Origin of the sequence: Roseovarius sp. 217 (assembly GCF_000152845.1) — a bacterium.
Lineage (GTDB): Bacteria > Pseudomonadota > Alphaproteobacteria > Rhodobacterales > Rhodobacteraceae > Roseovarius.
The window spans coordinates 704,641-728,840 of record NZ_CH902584.1 but is presented as its reverse complement, the minus strand read 5'-3'; the positions used below and the strand labels follow the sequence as shown (position 1 = coordinate 728,840).

The window sequence follows — 24,200 nt, the reverse complement described above, 5'->3', positions numbered from 1 at the left end:
GTTTATGCAGGGCGGGCGGGCCGCCCTGCATGGTGGATCCGCGTATTGGGATCAAAGGCCAGACAAGAGTTTATCGAGGGTTTCTTGGCGGGCGGCCCACATCTCGATCACCTCATCTCGGGTCATGATCTTCATCGGCGACCCGCCTGCCTCCATCTGCTTGGCTACGCCGGGATCGGCGAACATGGTCGGCACAACCTGGGCCAGCTTGTCGATGACCTCTTGCGGCGTGCCTTTGGGCACCATGATGCCGCGATAGTTCACGCTTGAATTGTCGATGTCATAGCCCGCCTCTTGCAAGGTGGGAACATCGGGCAGGAAGGTGCTGCGCTCGGTGTCGAAGACGCCAAGGATCTTGACGTTGCCTGCGTTGGCCGCGCGATACGCGTCCGAGAGATTGTTGACACCGCCCATCACCTCGCCGGCTATCACAGCCTTCATGGCACCCGCACCACCGGAATTATTGGGGATATAGGCCAGTTTGACCTCGGCGGCTGCTTCGAGTTGCAGGGCTGCGATATGGTGGCCTACGAAGAGGCCAGCCCCGGAGAAGGTCAGCTTGCCGGGGTTCTCCTTGGCCCAAGCCACCACATCCTGCATCGAGTTGAAGTCGCTGTCTGCGCCCACGATGAAGACGGCCGGGTCCGCCCCCCAATTGGCAATCGGTTCAAAACTGTCCGCGCCATAGTCGACGCCGCCCTCAATCGACTGGGCGATGAAATGCGGGATGTTATAGACACCAAGGGCATAACCATCCGCCTCGGCCTGCGTTGCCAGCCAGTTCCAGCCGACACGCCCGCCTGCGCCGGGCTTGTTGATGATGGCAATCGGCTGGCCAAGCATATCCTCATTGCCTGCAGTCATGGTGACGATCCGCGCCTGAAAATCAGTGGCGCCGCCTGCGCCATAGCTGACCATCATCATCACGGGGCGGTCCGGGTAATCTTGTGCCACAGCGGGGGCTGCCGCGAGCATAAGGGCCGTTGCCAGCCCTCTGAGTATTTTGGTCATGGTCTTCTCCTCCCTTGGTTCTTGATTATCCGGATCGCTCCGGCGGACTTAGAAAAACAGGCCGCGTGGCGTGAACACGCTGAGCAGCTTGGCAAAGAGCAGATACATCACGAGGATGAATCCGACCGTGATCACGATCCGGCGAAGCCAGCTTTTGGCCGCGTCATGGGGGGCCGGGTCATAGAGGCTGAGCAGCGCGAAAAAGGCGAGTGCGCTGCCGCTATAGAACCCGAGCACCTCTGCCGCCCAAAAGATGTAGATCACCGCCACGATCAGCCCCGGCAGGATGTTGAGAAACATCGTGCGGCCAATTCCGGTTCCGGCCCGCGACAGGCCCAGGAGCGCCCGCCCAAAGGTCCAGAGCGCCAGCACGACAAAGACGCTGGAAATCAGCCTTGGAAACAGGAAGGCCTGTGCCGGTTGCTGCGTAAAGCTGACATAGCAGACCCAGAGGCCAAGTGCGGCGATGGCCCCGGACGGGATGACATGCTGCCATTGTCTCATGCCTGTGCCTCCTCGGCCTGATCGGCGCGGTCCTGACGCCGCTGGCGGATTTCCATCCAGGCCGAATAGGCGACTGAGGCGATCACGATCCCGATCAGCGCGATGTTCAGCGTGCCGCCAAAGAAATAGCCGAACCGGCCATCGGTGGCGTCGGCGATCATTGAGCCTTGGGTAAAATTCGCCTCGGCAATCGGTCCGAGAATGAGACCGAGCACGAGCGGTGCGGCGGTAAAACCGAAGCGTTCCAGAAAGAACATGCCGATGCCCAAGGTGGCCATCACATAGACATCCCCCATCGAGTTCTGAACCGAGTAAGAGCCGAAGACCGCCAGCCCCAGCACCACCGCCGCCATGACAGATTGCGGCACCTGCGCCACCCGCGCGGCCAGACCCGCCACATAGAGGCCAAAGATGCACATCAAAATCTGTCCGATCAGCATCGAGTTGATGAAGGTCCAGGCCACGTCCGGGTGATTGTCAAAAAGATCGGTGCCCGGAAATATTCCGTGGATCAGCAAGCCGCCCAAGAGCACTGCGGCGGTCGGGCTGCCTGGCACAGAGAGGGTCAGGAGTGGCACCAGCGAGGGGCCGACCATAGCGTTGTTGGCGCTTTCGGCGGCGATCACGCCCTCGGAATGGCCGGTGCCGAATTTCTGGCGCTCGGGGCTGAATTTCTTGGCCTGATCATAGGCGACAAGCCCGGCAATCTGTCCCCCGATGCCCGGAATGAGCCCGATGATGGAGCCGATGGCCGTGCCTATACTGAGCGCGCGCCAGCGGCGGATCATCTCGCGCATGGCCCGGCCGATGGGGTGTTTTTGCACTGCGATCACATCGCTGCCCACCGGTTGACGCCCACGCGCGAACATCGCCAGCACTTGCGGGATGGCAAAAAGGCCGATCAGCGCGGGCACGATGCTGATCCCGCCGGTCAGTGAGGGATGCACGATAAAGCGCTGCGCGCCCATGATATCGTCAAAGCCGATGGTCGCCAGCCACATGCCCATGCAGCCGGACAAGAGACCCTTGACCACGGAATTGGTATCCAGTGTGCCGATCACCGTCACGCCCAGAATGGCCAGCCAGAAGAGATGCGACGGACCAAAGGCGAGCGCCCATTTGGCGAGCATCGGCGTGAGGAAGATCAGCAGAAGAACGCCAAAAATACCCCCCGCAGCCGAGGACAGGAACGACAGTTGCAACGCCTCAGCGCCACGCCCCTGCATCGCCATTGTGTGGCCATCCAGCGTGGTTGCAATATTGGCGGGCGCGCCGGGGATCTTGAGCAGGATGGCGCTAACCGCACCGCCAGCGACCGTCGAGGTATAGGCCGCCCCGAGGAGGATCAGGCCATGCGCCGGTTCAAGCCGAAAGGTGAACGGAATGAGCAGGGCCACCGCCATGGTTGGCGAGAGGCCGGGGGTTGCGCCAAGGATCAGCCCGCCGATCGTGCCGCCCACAAGCAGCATGAAGGCCATCGGCGTGAAAACTTCTCCGAAGTAGTAGATGAATTCCAACGCGCACCTCCCGTTGCGGCCCCCGATGCAGAACGTCGGTTGATCTTTTACGGTAAGTGATGAAAATAGTAATGCAAATGTTTTCATAAAATCTCTAAAATGGCGCATTATATGTCTGATAAGGTTAACGAAAAAGTGGATATCGTTGCTGTGGCAAAGGCCGCGCGCGTCTCAGCTTCGACCGTGTCGCGCAGTTTCAATCATCCCGGACTGGTTAGTCCCGCCACCCGCAAACGCATCACCCGTGCGGTTGAGAAACTCGGGTATATTCGCAATCGCGCGGCCCAGTCGATGCATGGGAGGCGCAACGCCACCATCGGTTTGATCGTGCCGACCATCGACCATGCGATCTTTGCCGAAGTGATCCAGTCCTTTTCCGATTCCATCGACCGGGCCGGTTTTACCCTGCTCATCGCGTCGCATTCCTATGACCTCGACCGCGAATATGCGATGATGCGCAAGCTGATGGAGCATCGGGTGGACGGTATTGCGCTGGTTGGGCTGGAACACTCTGACGCCAGTCTGCGGCTGTTGCAGCAGCAGGGGACACCGGCGATGGCGCTGTGGAATTACGCGCCCGATTCCGTGCTGCCCTGTGTCGGGGCGGACAATCACGAAGCGGGGCGCATCGCCGCCGACCATCTGCTTGGCCTTGGGCATCGCGACATCGGGCTGGTCTTTCCGCGTCCCGATGGCAATGACCGGGCCAGTGCCCGCCTCTCGGGCGCGCGCGCGCGGTTGCTGGCCGAAGGTGTGCCGCTGGTCGACGACTGGCAATGGGAGGCGCCCTATAGCATTGCGCAGGCCAAGCAGGTGGCGCAGGAGCTCTTGCAACGCAGGCACCGCCCGACCGCGCTCTTGTGTGGCAATGATGTGATTGCCCAAGGGGTGATCTATGGCGCGCAAAGCTGCGGGCTGCGTGTTCCTGAGGATATTTCGGTGATCGGTATCGGCGATTTCAAAGGGTCGAATGAGATGGAGCCGGGTCTGACCACGATCCGCATCCCTGCCCGGAGCATCGGCGAGATTGCAGGCGCACGGTTCACCGATCTGATCACCGGGGTCAACACGGAGCATTTCCGGATCAACTGTCCGCTGGAGTGCATTCTGCGCGGCACGGCCCGCGCCCTATGACCAAGGATGCCTTGCATCGCGCCGGGGCGGCATCGTCTTTGACCCTGTTCGACGAGGACGCCAGAGATTATGAAAGACGTTACCTGCACCGCATGACACGCACCACAAGCTGATGCCGAACACAGGCGCGTTGGGCCGACCCGAGTTTAAACGGCAACCTGTCGCCTCTAAGGACATGAAGACCATTATGAGACTCCAGACCATCATCCCGGACGCCACCTTTCACACGCGCATTCGCAACGACGCGCTTGAGGGGCCAAACCCATTCGAATGGAAGGTGCTGACCAGCGCCGATATTTTTCCGGGGCAGCGCATCGTGTTGTTCGCTCTGCCCGGAGCCTTTACGCCCGCATGTTCGGACAGGCATCTGCCCGGCTACGAGCAGCACTATGAAGCCTTTCGCAGGGCGGGCATTGACCGTGTGATCTGCCTGTCTGTGAACGACGCTTTTGTCATGCATCAGTGGGCCACGTCGCGCGACATCAACAATGTTTTCATGCTGCCTGATGGCAATGGCGAATTCACCCGCAAGATGGGAATGCTGGTCGACCGGAGCAGCAACGGTATGGGCCTGCGCAGTTGGCGATACTCGATGCTCGTCGAAGATGGCGTGATCAAAAACCTCTTTGCCGAGCCAGGTTTTCGCGACAATCCAGACGGCGTGCCGGTCAAGGTCTCAGGGGCTGATACGATGCTCGCGTATCTCAGCCAGAGCTGAGCCGCGATCACCCCGCTATGGCGGCGCGGTAGAGGGTGGCCGCGTCGATGCCTGACAGATCGACATCGTCGAGCATCACCACCGCCCCCGCCGCGATGTCGCGCGTCAAGCGCACCCCATGGGCAAGACCGATGGGCAGGGCCGCGCCGGCCCGGCTGAGCGGCAGCGCTTTGCCCCAGACGGTATAGCCGCCCTCGCCATCCAGAACCTCGCCCGCCTTGAGCGCGCGCTTGGCGACTGAGGCGACGGTGCCCCGCATCTCGCGCGATTGGCCGGTGGGCTCATGGCGCAGCGCGGCGCTCAGGACAGAGATCGACAATTCCAGCCCGATCAGATGAAAGGGTTTATACATCGACGCAAAGCGCCCAGTGGAATCCGTGGGCAGGCCGTATTGTTTGAAGCAAGCTGCGGCATAGTCATTGGGGGCCTCGAGCACGACATAGACGCCCCAGCGCAGATCACGGAACACAGGCCGCCCGTCGCGTTCGAGCGAGGACACGGTTTCGACCATGCCGCGCCGGTCCAACTGCCCGCCCACCGCACGCGGGCGCAGCACATGCGCCAGATCGTCCACCCCACATGGGGGGAAGCTGAGGCCGTTGTCGGGGATATCGAGACCGCAGGCATTGGCAATCGCCACCATTTCGATGGCGCTCTTGGTGCCGTCGAGAAACGAGTTGAACATTTGCGGATTCATCCCCGCTGCTGCCGCCTCTTGCGCGGTCAGGCCATAATGCGACCAGACGTCATCGGGGGTCACGGCGTGATAGGCGGGCAGGTATTTGGTGCCCTTGCCCGCCGCCGTGACATGAAAGCCGGCGGCACGCGCCCAATCGACCATTTCCGACACGAGCGCGGGTTGATCGCCGTAAGCCAGGGAATAGACCATGCCCGCGGCGCGCGCCTTGGCGGCGAGGCTGGGACCGGCCAGCACGTCCGCCTCGACATTCACCATCACCACATGCTTGCCGTTTGCAATGGCGGCGCGCGCATGGGTGATACCGGCGCGGGGATTGCCGGTGGCCTCGATGACCACATCGACATCGTCACGGGCGGCAAGGGCCGCGCCATCGTCGATATAGGCGGTGCTGGCGATGCGGCTGTCGTCCCAACCGACGGCGGCGCAGGCGGCCCGGGCGCGGGCGGGATCGAGATCGGCAATCGCCGTCACTTTGAGCCCGGCGATGGTCGGCACCTGGCTGAGAAACATCGAGCCGAACTTGCCCGCCCCAATCAGCCCGGCCCGGACTGGTCGTCCGCGATCAGCAGCCTCTGACGCCAGTCTTGCAAGGTTCATTTCAGTCTCCATTTCCAAGCGCAACGCACACGGCTCAAGTCCGTAGTCAGGGCGTCAGTTGATCATATCTGTCTGACCCTCGACAAGCTGATTCCAGACGGACGTCGCCCCTTGGAGCCGAGGCAAAGGCAGAGCGTTGGGGGGTGTCAGATCGTCTCTGCTTCCAGCAAGATACGCTCTACGGTGATTCCGAAATGCTGATAGAGCGTTTCGGATTTGTCGGACGCGCCAAACCCTGACATGCCGATGAACCGATCGTCTGGTCGCAGCCATCGTTCCCAACCAAAGTCCATGGCCGCCTCAATCCCGATGCGAGGTGCGGTGCCCAGCACGGCATCGCGATAGGCCTTGTCCTGCGCATTGAACAATTCCCAGCACGGCATAGACACCACGGCCGCGTTGATGCCGCGCGCGCGGAGCGCCGTGCAGGCCTCGACCGCAAGCCCGACCTCGGTTCCAGTTGCCAGAAGGGTGAGATCACGGGGGCCTTGCGGCTCAATCAGAACATAGGCACCGCGTACGGTCAGGTTTTCATCTCTATGGCTGCGCACCTGTCGGGCGGGTTGTTTCGAGAGCGCGAAGAGGCTTGGACCATCGGTGGCGCGCATCGCGATATCCCAGGCCTCGGTGGTTTCCACCGCATCGGCGGGGCGAAAGACCCGCATATTCGGCATAGCACGGAAGCTGGCCAGCACCTCGACCGGCTGATGCGTCGGGCCGTTGCTGCCCACGCCGATGCTGTCATGGCTGAACACAAAGAGCGCGGGCAAGCCCATCAGCGCGGCCATGCGCATCGCGGGGCGTTCGTAATCGGCAAAGGCCAGATAGGTCACGTTGACCGGGCGCAAACCGCCATGGGCGGCGATGCCGTCGCACATCGCCCCCATGAGATGTTCGCGCACGCCGCAATGCACATAGCTGCCGGTCGGGTCACTGGCGCTGAAGGCCGCGCGCCCGCGTTTGTGATTGGTCGGCGCCTCCAGATCGGCGCAGAGCACGGTGAGGTCTGGCAAGGGGCCGCTCAGCGCGGCGCAGACTTCGCCAGAGGTGGTGATGGTCGGGCGCGGTGCGGTATCGGCGGCCTGATCCTGTTTGATCCGGTTCAGGGTCTGGTCCCAATCCGGCGGCAAGGCACCGGAGGTCCAGCGATGAAACGCGATAACGTCTGGATGCTGCGCGAGGCGGGTGGTCCAGTCCGCGTGGGCCACAGCGCCGCGCCTCATGGCCGTGGCCCAATCAGCGCGGATGGTGTCGGGGATCTCAAAGGGCGCATGCGGCCAGCCCATTGCCGCGCGGGCCTCGGCGGAGTCGGTCGGGGTCAAGGGCGCGCTATGCCCGCCGCGCTGCCCCTGAAGGCGCGGAATACCGCGCGCGATGATGGTGCGGCAGGCAATCAGCGACGGGCGCGGATCGGATTTGGCCGCGTCCATCGCCTCCGAGATCGCCTCGATGTCATGCCCGTCCACCTCTGTCACATGCCAGTTCGCGGCGCGAAAGCGGGCGGGCACGTCCTCGGAAATCGACAGCGCGGTATCGCCATCATCGGTGATGTGGTTGTCATCCCAGAGAAAGGTGAGTTTTCCCAAGCGCAGGTGGCCGGCCAGCGAGATCGCCTCTTGGCCGACACCCTCTTGCAGGCAGCCATCCCCGACAAAGGCCCATGTGCGGTGATCCACCAGACCGCTGCCAAAGCGCCCCGCCAGACGCGCCTCGGCCACGGCCATGCCAACGGCGCAGGCGATGCCCTGCCCCAAGAGGCCGGTGGTGATCTCGATCCCCGCTTCCTGTTCGATTTCGGGATGACCGGCGCAAACCGAGCCCAAACGGCGAAAGGATTTGAGCGCATCGGTGGTGACATGCGCATAACCCGCAAGGTGCAGCAGCGCATAGAGCAGCATGGAACCATGACCATTGGACAGGATCACGCGGTCGCGGTCGGGCCAGAGCGGGGTCTTGGGGTCAACCTTGAGGTGACACGCGTAGAGTGTGGCTGCGATTTCCGCCATGCCAAGCGGCACGCCCTGATGCCCCTCACCGGCGTTCAGAATCGCGTCAAGAGCGGTAAAGCGGATGGCGTTGGCCATGGATTGAATATCGGTCATGCGGTCGGCCCGTTGTCAGAGTCAAATCTGTCCTACCCGATGTCGGGCTTGAAAGTTGTTTAGTTTTCCTAACAAGGTTTTGCATTTTTCGCACAATCTATCGACCTGCATCGGTGTTAGCGTTTGGCGAGGTCAGCAGACCGGGAGGACCGAATGACTATTCAGAACCGAGTTGGCGCACTCTCCAACATCTCGTTGGAGATGCGGGCCTGGAACATCCGCCGCAAAGCGCTGCGTATGGGGGAAGTGCAGGGACAGGGCTATATCGGACAGGCGTTTGGCGTCGCCGATGTGCTGGCCACCTCGTATTTCCATGCGCTCGAATATCGCCCGGAAGATCCCGAATGGGAAGGGCGTGACCGGTTTCTCTTGTCCATCGGTCACTATGCCATCGCGCTCTATGCCGCGCTGATGGAGGCAGGCATTCTACCCGAGGATGAGATTGACACCTATGGCATGGATGACAGCCGCATGCCGATGTCGGGCATGGCGTCCTATACGCCGGGGATGGAGATCACGGGCGGCTCGCTGGGTCAGGGGCTTGGGATTGCCGTGGGTATGGCGCTGGGCCTCAAGCGCAAGAAGAACCCGGCCTATGTCTATAACCTGATGTCGGATGGGGAATTGGGCGAAGGCTCGACCTGGGAGGCGGTGATGTCCGCCACGCAATGGAAGCTCGACAATCTGATCTGCATCGTCGATTTCAACAATCAACAGGCCGACGGGCCGTCGCGCGATGCCTTGGCCGTGGGGGCTGAGGCGCCGAAATGGCAGGCCTTCGGCTGGCATGCGCAAGAGGTGGACGGCAATGATCTGAGTGCGCTGACCGCAGCGTTCGACGTTGCCCGCAGCCTCAACGACGCCAAGCCGCGCGTCATCATCTGTCACACAAAGATGTGCAAGGGCGTCGATTTTCTCGAGGCGCGGGAAAGCAATCACTTTATCCGCGTCGAGGCGGATGAATGGGCCAAGGCGCTGGCCGTGCTGGAAGAAGGAAAGCCGCTATGACCCTCGCCTCCATGGCCCGCAAACATGAGCCGCGCCAGGTGCCGGAAACCAAGGTCGCAACCACGGCGATGATCGCCTCCTTGGCCGCCGAAGGCTATGACACAGTCAGCGCTCCGTTCGGTCACGCGCTGGTCGATCAGGCCAAGAAAAATCCCCGCATTGTCGGGCTGTCGGCGGATCTGTCGAAATACACCGATCTGCATATCTTTGCCGGTGCGATGCCCGAGCGGTTCTATCAGATGGGCATGGCGGAGCAGTTGCTGTTTTCTGCTGCCGCCGGTCTGGCGCGCGAGGGGTTCATTCCCTTTGCCACCACTTACGCCGTCTTTGCCAGCCGCCGCGCCTATGATTTCATCGCCATGGCGATTGCCGAGGAAAACCTGCCGGTCAAGATCGTCTGCGCGCTGCCGGGGCTGACCACGGGCTATGGCCCCAGCCATCAGGCGACCGAGGATCTGGCGATTTTTCGCGGGTTGCCCAATATGGTGATCATCGACCCCTGCGATGCGGATGATGTGGCGGGCATGGTGCCCGCGATGCTGGCGCATGACGGGCCGGTTTATGCACGTCTTTTGCGGGGCAAGGTGCCGACGGTCCTGACGCGGCACAAGCCGGATTACAAATTTGAGCTGGGCCGCGCGCAGATGATCCGTGAGGGGCGCGATGTGCTGGTGATCTCTTCGGGCATCATGACGATGCGTGCGCTCGATGCCGCCGAAAAGCTGGCAGCGGACAAGGTTGATGTGGCGGTGCTGCATGTGCCGACGATCAAGCCACTGGATGTGGCAACGATCCGCACCGAGGCCGCAAAGTCTGGCCGCCTTGTCGTGACGGCCGAGAACCACACCGTGAACGGTGGGCTGGGCGAGGCGGTTGCGGGCTGTTTGATGACCGCAGGGATTGCGCCAAAATTCCGCATGATCTGCCTGCCTGATGACTTCCTTGAAGCGGGGGCGCTGCCCACGCTGCATGACATGTACGGCCTGTCGGTGGACAAGGTCGCGGAGCAGATCAAAGCCTGGCTCTGAGCCGGATCACCAGATAATCGGAGGAGGATGGGCAATGGGCCTGTTGGACGGAAAAACTGCAATCGTGACCGGGGCTGCCAGCCCACGCGGTCTGGGCAAGGCGACGGCGCGGCTCTTTGCCGAACAGGGCGCGACGGTGGTGATCACCGATCTCGATCTGGCGCAGGCCGAGGCGGCGGCGGCGGACCTGCCGGGCACGGGGCATCTCGGGCTGGTGGGCAATGTCGTGGACCGCGAGGCCTGTCTGGCGGTGGCAAAGCGGGTGATCGACACCTATGGGCGGATTGATATCCTGGTCAATAATGCCGGGATTACCCAGCCGCTCAAGCTGATGGATATCGGACCTGACAATTACGATGCCGTTCTGGACGTGAACCTGCGCGGCACGCTCTACATGTCTCAGGCCGTTATCCCGGCGATGCGGGCGCAGAAATCTGGGAGCATTGTCAATATGTCCTCGGTGTCGGCGCAACGCGGCGGCGGTATCTTTGGCGGGCCGCATTATTCAGCGGCCAAGGCCGGAGTTCTGGGCCTCACCAAGGCGATGGCGCGAGAGTTGGCACCCGACAATGTGCGCTCCAACGCGATCTGCCCCGGCTTTATCGCCACGGACATCACCGCCGGGAAACTCAGCGATGAGATGCGTGCGCAGGTGCTGGCAGGCATTCCGATGGGACGCGCCGGCACAGCCGAGGATGTGGCGGGCTGCGCGCTCTTTCTGGCCTCTGATCTTGCGGCCTATTGCACCGGAACCGAGGTCGATGTGAACGGCGGATCGCTCATTCACTGACCCTGACCCGTTGAGGAGCGGGACCAAATACATCAGTCTTCGAACAGGGAGGAAACCACCATGAAGACCTATCTGCTGGCCATTCTGGCCACAACCACAGCCTTTGCGGGCACCACGGCCAGCGCCGAGGTCATCTTTGCCCATGGCTCAAACCCCGGCAATCCGCGCTATGACGCCGCCGAGAAATGGGCGGAACTCTATGCCGCCTGCACCGGCGACACCGTCAATCATGCGCCCTCGGCCACGATGGGCAATGATGTGGAAATGCTCACCTCTGCCAGTGCGGGGATCATTCAGGTCAGCGCCAACAGCCAAGGGGCCATGAGCCAGATCGTGCCGGAAATCGGTCTCTTGGGTCTGCCGTTCCTGTTCAAGGACCTGCCGACCGCTTGGGCCGTGATGGATGGTGACGTGGGCAACATGCTCGACACCCGCGCGCAGGACGCCGGGCTGAAAATCCTCGGGTTCTGGGACAATGGCATCCGCAACGTGACGCATCTGACCAAGCACGTCTCCGAGCCTGCCGATCTCAAGGGTATGAAAATCCGCACGCCCCCCGATCAGATGACGGTGGATATTTTCGAGGCGCTGGGTGCCGCCCCGGCCCCGCTGGCGTGGTCGGAATTGCCCACCGCGCTGCAATCGGGGGTGTTTGACGGGCAGGAAAACCCGCTGACCAATATCTACAGCGCCAAGCTGCATGAAATCACACCTTTCGTGACAATGACCGGCCATAAATACGAATCCACCCCGGTGGTTGCGGGTCTGGCGTGGTGGTCGGGCCTAGATGAGGCGACGCAAACCTGCGCGCTGAGCGCCACCGCAGAGGCGGGCAAGCTGCAACGGCAACTGTCGCTTGAGGGTGACGAGACCCTGAAGCCCAAGATGGAGGCCGAAGGCGCTACCTTTGCCGACGCCAACCGCGACGCCTATATCGCCGCGACCGCATCGGTCTATGACAAATACGCGGCCGATTTCCCGGACCTGGTGGCCGCGCTCAAATCGGCAGTCGGTCAGTAATGTCGGGCGCGGGCGATCCCACCCCGCGCTTGGCGGACAGAGGGCGCACGCGCCTTCTGTCCCGATCCCTGCGGACCCCGGTCACGGTGCTGGAATGGAGCGGCAAAATCATTGCCGCCACCACGCTGGTGTTCATGTTCGTCGCTCTCTTTGTGAATGTCGTGCTGCGCTATACGACGGGCTCGGGCATCCCTTGGGCCTATGAAATTCACGCCGTTCTGCTGCCTTGGATGGTGGCTGGGGGCATCGTGATCGCGGCTGCGCGGGGGCAAAACATCTCGATCAGCCTTCTGCCCGACATGACCGGGCCACAGGTGCGACGTGCGATCCTTGTGATGGTCAATCTGATCATTCTGGTGATCGCCGTCAGCGTGCTCTGGTCGAGCCAACCGATCCTCAAGGCGTCACAGTTTCAACGTCTCTCGACGCTGGGGATAAAGCAGATCTGGGGCTATGCCAGTCTGGTCTATGCCTTTGCCGCGATGGCGGTGATTGCCGCGCTCGACGTGGCGCAGGGGCTGATTGGTCCCGCGCCAGAGGCCCAAGACCCCGCGAAAACAAGCCTGAGCTGAGGAGCGTCCGAAATGTCCGCGACGATGATCTGGATTTTCTTTGCCTGTCTCGCCCTCTCGGTGCCGGTGGCGCATGCGATGCTGGGCGGGGTTGCGGCCGCGCTCTGGCTCGATGGCAAGCCGATGGCGGTGATTGCACAACGGCTCTATTCGCCGACGCAGAGCTTTCCGATGCTGGCCATTCCGTTCTTTATCCTCGCGGGTAATCTGATGATGTCGGGGCGTTTTGGCGTCTATCTCGTGAATATCGCGCGTCTGGCAGTGGGGCATATGAAGGGCGGGCTGGGGCAGGTGTCGATCATCGGCTCGGTGATGTTCGGCGGTGTGTCCGGCTCTGCCGTGGCGGATGCTTCGGCGCTGGGCAATGCGCTCATTCCGGTGCAGCAGCAAGAGGGGTATCCCGGCGGCTTTGCGGCGGCGATCAATTCGGCCTCGTCCACCGTGTCGGTGCTGATCCCGCCCTCCATTCCGCTCATCCTCTATGGGCTCGTGTCCAACACCTCGATTGTCGATCTTTTCGTGGCGGGCATCCTGCCCGGTGTGCTGCTGGCGCTGGGCATGTTCATCGCCGTCTGGTGGGTGGCGCGGCGTCGCGATCTGCCGCGCTCGCCGCTGGCGGGGGGCTTTGCCGCCTTCAAGGGACAGATCATCGCCGCTATTCCCGCGCTCTTGATGCCCCTCTTTGTCATCGGCACGCTGCGGTTTGGCGTGGCCACACCGACCGAGGTCAGCGTGATGGCGGTGGCCTATGCGCTGATTGTCAGTGGCGGCATTTACCGTGATATGACGATCCCGTCGCTCTGGACCGCGCTGGTCGATACGGCGATGATGACCGGGGCGGTGATGTTCATCATCATGGCGTCTTCGACGATCCAATGGGTGCTGACCGCCGAGCGGGTGCCACAAGAGCTGGCGCTCTGGGTGGCCGAGACCATCCGCGAGCCGTGGATGATCATTCTGGCGCTCAATGTCGTGATGCTGGTGGTCGGGGCGTTTCTCGACTTGCCTGCGGCGGTTCTCTTGCTGGGGCCGCTCTTTGTGACCATCGGACAGGCGATTGGCCTTGATCCGGTGCAACTGGGGCTGATGATGGTGGTGAACCTGTCGATCGGGCTCTATACGCCGCCCGTTGGCACCACGCTCTTTATCTCGGCGGCGATCGCGCGGGTGGGTTTGTTCGAGGTCGTGCGCGCGCTGGTGCCGTTCTATCTGGTGGCCTTGGCGGTTCTGATGGCGATTTCCTATATCCCGGCGCTGACGATTTACTGACGGGCCTACAACGACCAGGGGGTTACTTCCTTCATCTCCGACACTTCGCCGGGGCGAAACTGACACCCCGCCGCCTCGAGCACGCTGCGGGTGCGCGCCTCGGTCTGGCGGGCCTCTTGCATCACCCAATCGGAAAACCGCTTGACGATCCGCCGGTTGAGATGCCGGGGCGGGCAGACGATCCAATAGGCATCGAAAGCGATCACCGGAAAGGCGGGGGCGAGCGGCACCAACTCGCCCCGCTCCAACTCGCCCAGACAGAGCACGGCGCTGTCGAGCGAGACACCGCCGCCCTGTTTGGCCATTTCGACCGACATGGACGAGCGGTCAAAGCGGAAGGGATAGGACAGATCCGGAAGGTCGATCCGGTTCGCGGCCAGCCAGATATCCCAGCGATAGATCGTCTTGACGCTGTCGATCAGCCGCGCGTGGCGCAATTGCTCTGCCGGATCGGGGCTTATGGCGGCGAGTTTGCTCAGGTAATCCGGGCTGCACATCGGCAGGGCCATGTCATTGAGGATCGGCTCAACCGTGAGCCCAGCCCAGCCCCCCAGCCCATAGCGCAGGTCGAGATCGACCGCCTCGGTCTCGAAGGCGGTGAAATCCGGTGTCGCATCGACGCGGATGTTCCAGTCGGGATTATCCGCCGCAAAGGTGGCAATGCGCGGCCCCAGCCACCGCACGCCGAAGCTGGGGCTGACGCGGATCGTCAGGCTGCGCATGTCGCGCTGACGGCCAATCGCGCTTCGGGCGTTGCGCAGCGCGCCAAAGGCCTGCGTCGTGGTCTGAAACAGGCGGTCGCCGTCGAGCGTGAGGATGAGACGCCGCTTCTCGCGCCGAAAGAGTTTGACACCGAATTGCGTTTCAAGCGCGCTGAGTTGCTGGCTCACGGCAGAGGGCGAAACACCAAGCTCATGCGCTGCCTTGGTGACCGTTCCCAAACGGGCCACGGCCTCGAAGTATTCAGTCGCCTTGAGATTTATGTCACGCATGGATCAAGAGTAGTGGGATTTTCGGCATGGCGCCACGGTATTCACCGCGTGATGCAGAGCAGTCACGAGTGGGTTCGGGGCGTACAGCAAAGAAACACCGGGATGCCTTTCAGCTCTGGTGTGCACGCTCAGGATGGCGCGCGCCCCGGCGTGCGGCCTGCGTCGGCACCAGCGCACGAACCAGTTTTTGCATGTTGAGAAAGCCGACATGTCTGCCGTCTAGCTGCACGTCATATGTGAGCGCGGTATCACCGCCGGACAGGGCTATGACCGACTCGAGCGTGGCGTCGGCATCGACCGTCCCCGCCGTCTGAGATGCGGTGGCGGTCCGGGGATCCATGACGGATCGCACCCGCAGGACGCGCGCGCGGTTGATATCGCTGATGAAGTCCACGATATAGGGATCGTTGGGATGAAGCAGAATTTCCTGCGGCTCGCCTTGTTGAACGATGACCCCGTCTTTCAGGATCACTAGATGATCCGCAAGTTTCAGGGCCTCATCCAGATCGTGGCTGATGAAGACGATGGTCTTGTGCAACTCTTGCTGCAATTCCAGCAGCAGATCCTGCATGTCGGTGCGGATCAGCGGATCGAGTGCTGAGAATGCCTCGTCCATCAGCATGATCGGTGCGTTCGAGGTCAGCGCGCGGGCAATCCCCACACGTTGCTGCATCCCCCCTGAGAGCTGATGCGGATACTGCCCCTCTTGGCCGCCAAGCCCCACGCGCCCCAGCCAGCCCCGCGCATCCTGATCATAGGCCTCTTTCGGTTCCCCGCGAATTGCGCGGGCCATGCCGGCATTGTCGAGAACGGTCTTGTGAGGCAGCAGCGCAAAATGCTGAAACACCATCGACATTTGCTTGCGGCGCATGTCGCGCAGGCGGGTTTCGCCGAAGGTCATGATATTCTCGCCGTTGACCAGAATTTCGCCAGCGGTCGGCTCGATAAGGCGGTTGATGTGGCGGATCAACGTGGACTTTCCGGATCCTGACAGACCCATGATGACGGTGATCTCACCTGCGCGCATTTCAACATTGATGTCACTCAGCCCCAGAACATGGTGTTGCGTGTCCATGAGATCCGTCTTGCTCATACCCGCCTGGACCTGCTCCAACGCTTTTCGGGGCTGGCGGCCAAAGATCTTGTAAAGATTGCGGATGGAGATGTTTGCGCTCTGATCCATGCTGCCCCCGATCAATGACGCGGCACGCTGGCGGCGGCGTTTACCCGCGCCAGTGCCGCTTTGGTGACCCGGTCCAGAATGATGGCCAGCAGGACGATCCCAAGCCCTGCCATCAGCCCCACACCCAATTCCAGATTTCGAATGCCGCGCAGAACCAACACGCCCAACCCCGGCGCAGAGACCAGTGAGGCGATGACCACCATTGCCAAGCTCATCATGATGGTCTGATTGACCCCCGCCATGATATTGGGCAGGGCAAGCGGAATTTGAACGCGCAGCAGTTTCTGATGGCGCGTCATGCCGAACGCCTCGGCGGCCTCGATGACATCCTTGTCCACGAGCCGGATGCCCAGGTCCGTGAGGCGGATGACAGGGACGATTGCATAGAGGATAATGGCAATTCCATAGAGCTTTGGCTCTGTCACCGAGAAGAGAAAGATCAGGGGGATCAGATAGACAAAGGTCGGCAGCGTTTGCAGCATATCCAGAACCGGGATCGAAAGTCGCTGCATGGTGTCGCTGCGCGACATGGCAATCCCGATTGGAACGCCAAACAAGACGCAAAGAAAGGCGCAGACAAAGATGATGGACATGGTCTGCATCGCGACTGTGTAGTGGTCGATGAACAGCAGAAACAACAGCGCGCCCACGACGAAAGACATGAGCGCCCAAGACCGTGATGCCACCCAGACCAGTGCCATCAAAAGCGGAAGTACGATCCACCAAGGTGTGACCGTAAAGACATGAAGCGCCCATTCCAATATCCAGCTCAACGGCTGCGTCATGGGATCAAGCACGATCTTGAGGGAGTCCTTTACGTTGAGAAAGCTCTGCTCGACGCCTCTGGTCAAATCTCGTGTGCGGGCAATCGCCGGACAAGCCTGGTTGAGTTCGTCAAGTGATGGAAATGGCAGGTCCCACAGGGATTGCAACCATGTTTTCTCGGCCTGACCACCCGCACCCTGCGCGAGCAAATCCGCCATGCTCATTGGACCGGGGACGGACTCTCTCTCACACCAGTCGCGCAGACCAAGCCCGTCAAATACGAAATCATAGGTCGCCATAGTCCATCACTCTTTGCACAGGCGGTCATTCGGGAAAGACCGGGGTGGCGTTAGAAGACAGGTGCCGCGCGGACACGGCACCCACCCGGTTGTTTTGCAATTACTGGAGGATTGCGCTCAACTTCTCGGCTGCGGCCTCGTTGATCCAACCGCGCCAGGTTTCCTGACTGGTGGTCAGGAAGTGGACGGCAGCCTCTTCCGCAGATGCGCTGTTGTCGGCCTGCCACGCCAAGAGATTGCTCAGCTCCTGCGTGCCAAAGGAGATATTACTGACCAAGGCGAAGATGTCCGGATTTCGGTCAGCGAAATCGGCCGTCACCACCGTCAGCACGGGGGCAGCAGGATAAGAGGAGATGCCCGGTGTTGCGCAATCCTGGGTCTGGTTGCAAGCGTGGATTTCGGGATCATGTGGTCCCATATCCACCGCGACCATGTTGTAACGGCCCAGAACAGCCGTCGGCCCCCAGTAATACCCAAACCACGGCTCGCGGTTGTCATAGGCTGCGGCCATGGATGCAGGCAGGGTATCGCCGGAGCCGTGGTTGAACACCTCGAGTCCATGTCCGGCAAAGTCGAACGCCTTGATCAGGTTATCATTGGCGATCCGGCATCCCCACCCATCTGGGCAGTTATGAAAGCGGCCCCCCACAAGGTCCGGATTGGCCAGCACGCCGTCGATCGTCGCCAACTCTGGATGCGCCTCGACCAGATAATCGGGCACCCACCAGTTTTCGCTGCCGCCCTCGGCAAAGACATCCGCAGCCTTGACCACGCGACCTTCGGACTCGAGACGGAAATAGGCCGGGGCCGAATTGACCCAGAGTTCCGGGACGATGTCGGGCTCGTTGTTCTCGGCCAGCGAGGTGATGGCGGTTGTGGTTGCAGATGGCACGACCGTCACGTCGCATCCGTAGCCCTGTGTCATGAGGAATTCGGATATCCGAGTGATGATCTGCCCCGAGGCCCAATTCATTTCCGCGATCGAGACGCGCCCGCAATCGGCAAGTGCTGCGGTTGGCAAGGCAAGCCCTAGCCCTGCAAAGGCGGTTGCGATGAGTGTTGTTTTCATTGGTCAGTCTCCCTGTTGAGTTGATTGGTCGAAGTGTCCTGCGAGCGAATGTCAGTCATTGTCGTCCCCCTGTGCGCCCGCCCCGGCCAGCGAGGCGGCCGAGGACGGCACCGTGACGTGCAGCATCAAGGTCGTCAGACGGGCGTAGGGCCCGGCACCCGGCGCACCGAAATGATACTTTGGCCATGCGCCGGACGCGGAGGCGGTTGGGGATACGAAGGCTGGGGCGATGGACACATGCAGCGGGCCGGCGGCATGGATGTTCCCGGTCAGAACCGGGGCGGCATCCGGCGCAAGGCGTGCGGATGCCCCGTTCCAATCCAGTTGCATAACCTGTCGTGATCGCGCCGCGACCTGTGCGGTGAATGGCAACAGAAACAGCGGGTGATAGATATCCGACAGCAATTGCGCGGACTGTGCCGCGCCATTGGGCAGGTCGGCAAAATCAGATAGCGCCATGCCTGCGCGCAAGGGACATCCTGCGCTTGCGGCGGGTAGGGACAGAATGCCTGTCAGCGCATGCGCCCAATCCAAGCCGGCCCGCGCCAACCACTTGGCGGCTTCGGCTCCGTCTTCGGCCTCGCCCCATGTTCGGCCTGCGCCCCGGATGGCGCGCCATGAGAGGGCAGCAATCTCGGATAACGACAAGTACAGGTCTTGCTCTGCATCTGCGTGATCTCGGGCGTGACAGTCAGGCATGCGCCATGCCCTCCTCGATCTCGTCGGGATAGGGCGCGCCCTGAAACAGACTGATCCGCACCCAACGATCCGAGCGGGGATCAAACCGCGTGGCACCGAAGAACGCGAGTTTGCAGCGTAAAAGGTCAATTGGCAGCATGTCCGCGGCAATCAGATTGTCGCGAATTTCAGCGAAGGGATGCCGCGCGGTGATCTGGGCGCGGCGCAAGGCGGGGCGGTGTTCAGGATGAGCGCGCAATACCTGCGCGACGGGCGTATGATCTGGAAAGTCAGTCAGCGTCTGCCATAGCCCTGCAGCCTGACGCCCAATGTCCAGCGGCAGTTCGCGCTCTGCCCCCGGATCCTCATTGCGGTCGCCCAAACGGGGCTCCAGCTTGTCTTGGGAGACGTACCAGAACCGGCCAGCATGGTCCCGCGCGGTGTAATCCACCCCAAGCGCCCAAGCATAGTCCCGTTGCAGAACGGCGCGCAAATCGGTGACAGGCATGCTGCCGTCGATTGCAAAATACGCATCCTCATCGGCATCCATGCAATCGCCCAAGCCATCAACGAGGTTTCCATGCGGCTCCAACATCACGGCGAGCAGTGCCTCTTGGCCTTCAAGCGGCAACGTGGCCTCGCCCCAGCGCCAGAGCGCATCCCAGGGATAAGGCACGCTGCGATCCCAGACCCGCGCCACATGCGTTTCGATCTGGTCGAGGCTGTGCCGCAAATCGGCCAGTTTCGCCTGTTGGATCGGATGCCCACTCTCCCATAGCGCCGCATTCGTTGCGGCATCGTGCAGCGCCATTTGCAATCCGCGCAGATCCTTCTGGCCAACACTGTGTTGGGCGCGCACACGCGCGAGAGCCTCCTCGCGCGCAAGCATCCAATTGTTTAGAAGCACCGGATGACGGATCAGGAACGGTGCCATACCAAGGCCTGTGGAATTGCCAACGCCGAGACTGCGCCTTAGGTCGCGGGCAAGACGCACAGCCCGATCACCGCCACGCGCCTGAGCCAGATGGTCGACCAGATCGACGGTAAAGGCGCGCGTCAACCAGACAGAGAGCATCTCGGCCTGGAATGGCGCGCTGAGTTCGGGGCGCGTCGCAATCGTCTCGCGATCCGCCGCGCCAAACTTGCCAGATCCGTAAACGGCCGTCGTGCGCATCAAATAGCCAGTTTCCAAGAGCATGGAAGGCTCGGGCTGCTGCCCTTTGGACAGCCGCGCAACGACATGATCAAACAGTCTGACGGACCGGTTGGCGCGGCTCAGGCTGAGTTCGCGCGGACTGATCCGGCCTGCTTCCTGGACCGGTACATTTGCGGCAAGCCGGTCAAGATCATCGGGTGCCGGCGTTCCATCGAACAGGGCGAATGTCGCGTCCCAGGCTGTGGCAATCACGCGGTCCGATCTTGCTTCGGGTGGTAGGTCATGCGCAAAGACAACCAGACTGTAAGTCCGCAAAGGGCCAATGGCGCGATAGAGCGCGCGGCCAACACCCTGAGCATCAATATCCCAGACGGGCCTGTCAAACCGCCATGCTTCGGTTTCAAACCGGCGTAACAACTGACGCAGGAACGACAGGCGTGTGGGATGTGTGCAGCCCATACGGGCGAGGCGCATGACCTCTTGAGGACTGCGGCGAAAGCCTGCCGCCTCGGGTATGGGGCTCAGCCCTGCGCAACTCATTGTGCGGCCTCTTGTCGACGCGTTTGCGCAGGACCAAAGCTCTCTGCGAAAAAGCGATGCCAATTGCCACCCATAACCGCCGCGACATCGCCCGGTGACATACCAAGATCGCGCAAGCCCTCGGCAATCCGTTCAAAATCGCAATTGTTCTGAAACCACTCGGGCATAGGGGGAAAGCCCGGGTTTTCTTTGCTGCCTTCCCCATAGTCACGCGCCTTGGTCCAACGACCTGACCGCATCCAGTCCACCACGCTATCGGGTTGATCCTGACACAGATCGGTGCCGATGCCGATATGCTCCACCCCCATCAGATCCGCGGTTCGTGCGACCATTTCGCAGAAATCGCGCAAGCTGCACTCACTTCCGCCGCGCAGATGGTGTGGATAGACCGAAAAGCCCAGCATTCCGCCGCTCTCTGCCAAGAGACGCAGCACCTGATCGGATTTGTTGCGCCGCGCGGGATGCCATGCCGCCGGATTGGCATGGGTTATGGCAATGGGGCGCGAGGACTGTGTGATGGCGTCCAAGGTTGAACGCTCTCCGGAATGGCTCATGTCAATCACCAGCCCGACACGGTTCATTTCCGCCACAACCTCGCGGCCCATCCGGGTCAGGCCGGTGTCTTCGGCCTCGTAGCAGCCCGTCGCCAGAAGCGACTGATTGTTATAGGTCAGTTGCATGAAGCGCAGACCCAAACGGTGCAGCACTTCAACGAGGCCTATGTCATCCTCCATGCAGAACGGATTTTGCGAGCCGAAGAAGATCGCGGTGCGCCCAGTCTGGCGCGCCAGTTCAATGTCAGCCGCAGTGAACCCCTGAAAAATCAGGTCAGGAAAGCGTCCAAACCAACGGTTCCAAGCCTCAATATTCAGCACCGTTTCGCGAAAGTTCTCATGGTAGGCAATCGTGACATGCACCGCATCGACACCCCCGGCGCGCATCTGGCGGAAGATCTTTTCGGACCACTTGGCATATTGCAAGGCGTCAATGCGTGGCGTCATGCCGGAACCCCAGAGTGTATGTAAGATGTCTTGACCGTGGTGTAGAATTCTTCGGCGAAGCGACCTTGCTCGCGCGGGCCATAGCTCGATGCGCCGCGCCCGCCGAAAGGCACGTGATAGTCGGTGCCAGCCGTGGGCAAGTTGACCATGACACAGCCTGCGCGCGCATTGCGTCGAAAATGGGTGGCGCGGGCGAGATCGCGGGTCATGATGCCAGCGGTCAGGCCAAAGTCTGTATCATTGGCAATGTGCAGAGCTTGGTCATAGTCACCAACTTTTATCACGCAGGTGATTGGAGCAAACATTTCCTCGCGATTGATCCGCATGGTATTTTGTGTGGCACCAAACACAGCCGGCGCCATGAAATATCCCTCGGTCGCGCGGTCGAGCGCTGTGCCGCCACAGAGCAGTTCGGCCCCCTCTTGTTTGCCGCATTCGATGTAATCGAGATTTGCGGAAAGCTGTTCGGCGCTAACGACGGGTCCGATCTGGGTGTCCTTGTCCAGCGCATGACCGACCTGCAAAGCCTGTGCCGCCACCATCAGCTTGTCGACAAAGGCATCATGAATGCGCTCATGCACGATCAAGCGGCTGGCTGCGGTGCATTTCTGGCCAGTGCCGCCGAATGCTGCGTTCGTGGCATGCACGACCGCCAGATCAAGATCGCAATCCTCGAGGATCACCATCGGATTCTTGGACCCCATCTCCAGCTGCAGCTTGGTCATGTTGGGGATCGCGCTCGCCGCAATTCCGCGCCCCACAGGCACCGATCCGGTAAAGCTGATCGCGTCTACATCGGCACTTTGCGCAAGTGCCTGCCCTACGGTTCGGCCCGCGCCCATAACCAGATTGAACAGGCCTTTGGGCAGGTCTTGATTGGCGATGATCTGGGCCAGCGCCACGGCACTGGCAGGCGTCTGATTGGCGGGTTTCCAGATCACGGCATTGCCAAAGGCCAAGGCCGGAGCAATCTTCCATGCGGGTGTCGCGACGGGGAAGTTCCATGGGCTGATAATCGCAACCACGCCTACAGGTTCGCGGCGCACGTCGATTTCGATACCGGGGCGCACGCTATCGGCGGTTTGGCCCAACTGGCGCAGGGCTTCGGCGGCGAAATAGGTAAAGAACTGCCCAGCGCGATAGACTTCTCCCTTGCCTTCGGCGGCGGGTTTGCCTTCTTCTCTGGCGATTAGCCTGCCAATCTCTTCGGCCCGTGTCATCATCTCTGTGCCAATGGCCATCAAGACATCATGACGCTTTTGCGGGCCGGTTGCCCCCCAGTCGGCCTGAGCGTGGCGCGCGGCTTGTACTGCTACTTCAAGCTGGGCGGCATCCGCCTGCGCAAAATGACCGATCCTGTCGGAAAGATCTGATGGATTGCGATTCACGACCGTGGTCGCGCCCTCTTGCCAGAGACCTGCAATGAAGTTTCGGGTTTCCAGTGTCATGTCATTCCTTTCCGCCTCAGGCGGAGTCAATCCTGTTCATCAGTGCCGCATCGACCGACACACCGTCTTGTTCTGTCCGGGCGCGATTTGCGGCGCGACGTGAGCCGGGCAAACGCGCGTCTGCCTGTTGGGTAATTGCCTCGGTGAGCCGTGTCATGGAGGCATCAAACCTATCGCCCGAGAAGGCATAGGGATCGAAGCCGATAAAGAACTGCCCCGTTCCAGGCGGGCCACCTTTGGGGCCGGAAAAGGGGCTCGCCTCCAAGCCAAGATTACCCCCCGCCAGAGAGGCTGCGAAGATCTCGACCATCAAACCGATACCAAAACCCTTTTGCCCACCGGCTGGAAGCATGGACCCCATCAACGCCGTTTCGGCATCCTGGGTCGGGTTGCCCTCCGCATCCAACGCCCAGCCCGGCTCTATCGCTTCTCCCTTGCGGGCCCGCAGGATGATTTCAGATTTGGCTATGGCACTGGCCGACTGATCAATGACAAGCCGGGCACCGCCCTCGCCGTCTGGGACAGCAAGTGCAAATGGGTTTGTCCCGATCACCGGCTGGGTGCCCCCGATGGGTGCCATGGATGCCGGTGCATTGGTAAAGCACAGTCCCACCAAACCGGTTGCGGCCAACCGCTCGGCATGATGTCCCAAAACGCCGCAATTGTAGGACCTGTTCACTGCCATCGCGGCGATACCGTGGCTGCGCACAGCGGCATCAAACTCGGTCCAGCCAGCGTCTATGGCGGTGTGGGCGAAGCCATGCGCGGCATCAACACGAATTACCCCGGCGCGCGGGCAATCGACCTTTGGCACAGCCGTCCCGATAACCTTGGCGCAGCGCAGATGTTCGGCATAGATTGGAATATACATCAGCCCGTGGCTACGGATGCCGTCGCGTTCGGCCAAACGGGTCGAACGGGCGACGGAGGCGGCCTGTTGCGGTGATGCACCCGCGCGGACGAGCGTCTGAAGAGCAAGATCCTGAACCTGATCCAGCGTTAGTATCACATCACTCATTTGGCACCCCCGGCCTAAACTTTAAGCGGGATAGTATTTTCAGATCAATCGAATTAATATTGATATTAATTCAGAAAAATT

The 24,200-nt window shown here is 61.4% G+C and carries 22 protein-coding genes; 8 read left to right on the top strand and 14 right to left on the bottom strand.

The window, feature by feature from the left end:
* Positions 1-51 precede the first annotated feature (51 nt).
* The 3 genes from ROS217_RS03380 to ROS217_RS03370 are packed head-to-tail and all read right to left on the bottom strand — an operon-like array spanning position 52 to position 3,032.
* Entirely contained in the window at positions 52-1,011 is a 960-nt protein-coding gene (locus tag ROS217_RS03380) for a tripartite tricarboxylate transporter substrate binding protein (RefSeq protein ID WP_040650331.1), read from the bottom strand.
* Positions 1,012-1,059: 48 nt separating this feature from the next.
* Entirely contained in the window at positions 1,060-1,515 is a 456-nt protein-coding gene (locus ROS217_RS03375; protein ID WP_009816256.1) for a tripartite tricarboxylate transporter TctB family protein, read from the bottom strand.
* A complete protein-coding gene (locus ROS217_RS03370; protein ID WP_040650330.1) occupies positions 1,512-3,032 on the bottom strand; it encodes a tripartite tricarboxylate transporter permease in 1,521 nt (506 codons plus the stop codon). Before ROS217_RS03370 ends, ROS217_RS03375 begins: the two co-directional genes overlap by 4 nt.
* A 111-nt stretch (positions 3,033-3,143) precedes the next feature.
* Here ROS217_RS03370 and ROS217_RS03365 point away from each other — a divergent pair, with 111 nt between their 5' ends.
* On the top strand, positions 3,144-4,166 hold the full coding sequence (locus ROS217_RS03365; protein WP_040651036.1) for a LacI family DNA-binding transcriptional regulator: 1,023 nt from the start codon (positions 3,144-3,146) through the stop codon (positions 4,164-4,166).
* 187 nt (positions 4,167-4,353) lie between these two features.
* The gene (locus tag ROS217_RS03360; RefSeq protein ID WP_050766368.1) at positions 4,354-4,884 is read left to right on the top strand and encodes a peroxiredoxin; all 531 of its coding nucleotides are present in this window, start codon (positions 4,354-4,356) and stop codon (positions 4,882-4,884) included.
* Positions 4,885-4,891: 7 nt separating this feature from the next.
* Here the strand turns inward: ROS217_RS03360 and ROS217_RS03355 are convergent, their stop codons facing one another.
* Complete coding sequence (locus ROS217_RS03355) at positions 4,892-6,181, bottom strand: NAD(P)H-dependent oxidoreductase (RefSeq protein WP_040651033.1); 1,290 nt, start codon at positions 6,179-6,181, stop codon at positions 4,892-4,894.
* A 146-nt stretch (positions 6,182-6,327) separates the two neighbouring features.
* Positions 6,328-8,283, bottom strand: coding sequence for a transketolase (gene tkt / locus ROS217_RS03350; protein WP_009816250.1), 1,956 nt, complete (start codon positions 8,281-8,283; stop codon positions 6,328-6,330).
* Positions 8,284-8,436: 153 nt separating this feature from the next.
* Here tkt and ROS217_RS03345 point away from each other — a divergent pair, with 153 nt between their 5' ends.
* Genes ROS217_RS03345 through ROS217_RS03320 form a run of 6 tightly spaced genes read left to right on the top strand, consistent with a single transcriptional unit; the run spans position 8,437 to position 13,970 of the window.
* A complete protein-coding gene (locus ROS217_RS03345; RefSeq protein ID WP_040650329.1) occupies positions 8,437-9,291 on the top strand; it encodes a transketolase in 855 nt (284 codons plus the stop codon).
* Positions 9,288-10,319 carry a transketolase family protein gene (locus ROS217_RS03340; protein ID WP_009816248.1) on the top strand — a complete coding sequence of 344 codons (1,032 nt, stop codon included), beginning with the start codon at positions 9,288-9,290 and terminating at the stop codon, positions 10,317-10,319. Before ROS217_RS03345 ends, ROS217_RS03340 begins: the two co-directional genes overlap by 4 nt.
* Before the next feature lie 34 nt (positions 10,320-10,353).
* Positions 10,354-11,109 carry an SDR family NAD(P)-dependent oxidoreductase gene (locus ROS217_RS03335; RefSeq protein WP_009816247.1) on the top strand — a complete coding sequence of 252 codons (756 nt, stop codon included), beginning with the start codon at positions 10,354-10,356 and terminating at the stop codon, positions 11,107-11,109.
* Between the two features lie 60 nt (positions 11,110-11,169).
* Complete coding sequence (locus tag ROS217_RS03330; RefSeq protein WP_009816246.1) at positions 11,170-12,129, top strand: TRAP transporter substrate-binding protein; 960 nt, start codon at positions 11,170-11,172, stop codon at positions 12,127-12,129.
* Positions 12,129-12,701: a TRAP transporter small permease gene (locus tag ROS217_RS03325; RefSeq protein WP_009816245.1), complete on the top strand. Its 573-nt coding sequence runs from the start codon at positions 12,129-12,131 to the stop codon at positions 12,699-12,701. The genes ROS217_RS03330 and ROS217_RS03325 overlap by 1 nt, the downstream gene beginning before the upstream one ends.
* A gap of 12 nt (positions 12,702-12,713) precedes the next feature.
* Positions 12,714-13,970 (top strand): TRAP transporter large permease, encoded by a 1,257-nt coding sequence (locus ROS217_RS03320; protein ID WP_040650328.1) that lies wholly within the window; start codon positions 12,714-12,716, stop codon positions 13,968-13,970.
* Between the two features lie 5 nt (positions 13,971-13,975).
* Here the strand turns inward: ROS217_RS03320 and ROS217_RS03315 are convergent, their stop codons facing one another.
* The 9 genes from ROS217_RS03315 to ROS217_RS03275 form a co-directional block, all read right to left on the bottom strand.
* Positions 13,976-14,962 carry a LysR substrate-binding domain-containing protein gene (locus ROS217_RS03315; RefSeq protein WP_009816243.1) on the bottom strand — a complete coding sequence of 329 codons (987 nt, stop codon included), beginning with the start codon at positions 14,960-14,962 and terminating at the stop codon, positions 13,976-13,978.
* Between the two features lie 109 nt (positions 14,963-15,071).
* Complete coding sequence (locus ROS217_RS03310) at positions 15,072-16,145, bottom strand: quaternary amine ABC transporter ATP-binding protein (protein WP_009816242.1); 1,074 nt, start codon at positions 16,143-16,145, stop codon at positions 15,072-15,074.
* Positions 16,146-16,156: 11 nt separating this feature from the next.
* Positions 16,157-17,209: an ABC transporter permease gene (locus ROS217_RS03305; RefSeq protein ID WP_009816241.1), complete on the bottom strand. Its 1,053-nt coding sequence runs from the start codon at positions 17,207-17,209 to the stop codon at positions 16,157-16,159.
* A 100-nt stretch (positions 17,210-17,309) separates the two neighbouring features.
* Complete coding sequence (locus ROS217_RS03300) at positions 17,310-18,278, bottom strand: ABC transporter substrate-binding protein (protein WP_009816240.1); 969 nt, start codon at positions 18,276-18,278, stop codon at positions 17,310-17,312.
* A 51-nt stretch (positions 18,279-18,329) separates the two neighbouring features.
* Positions 18,330-18,977, bottom strand: a complete 648-nt coding sequence (locus ROS217_RS23105; protein WP_009816239.1) for a DUF3726 domain-containing protein — start codon at positions 18,975-18,977, stop codon at positions 18,330-18,332.
* On the bottom strand, positions 18,970-20,652 hold the full coding sequence (locus ROS217_RS03290) for a hypothetical protein (RefSeq protein WP_050766367.1): 1,683 nt from the start codon (positions 20,650-20,652) through the stop codon (positions 18,970-18,972). The genes ROS217_RS23105 and ROS217_RS03290 overlap by 8 nt, the downstream gene beginning before the upstream one ends.
* Complete coding sequence (locus ROS217_RS03285; protein ID WP_009816237.1) at positions 20,649-21,653, bottom strand: membrane dipeptidase; 1,005 nt, start codon at positions 21,651-21,653, stop codon at positions 20,649-20,651. The genes ROS217_RS03290 and ROS217_RS03285 overlap by 4 nt, the downstream gene beginning before the upstream one ends.
* Positions 21,650-23,101, bottom strand: a complete 1,452-nt coding sequence (locus ROS217_RS03280; protein WP_009816236.1) for an aldehyde dehydrogenase family protein — start codon at positions 23,099-23,101, stop codon at positions 21,650-21,652. The genes ROS217_RS03285 and ROS217_RS03280 overlap by 4 nt, the downstream gene beginning before the upstream one ends.
* A 16-nt stretch (positions 23,102-23,117) precedes the next feature.
* The gene (locus tag ROS217_RS03275) at positions 23,118-24,119 is read right to left on the bottom strand and encodes an Ldh family oxidoreductase (protein ID WP_009816235.1); all 1,002 of its coding nucleotides are present in this window, start codon (positions 24,117-24,119) and stop codon (positions 23,118-23,120) included.
* Positions 24,120-24,200 lie beyond the last annotated feature (81 nt).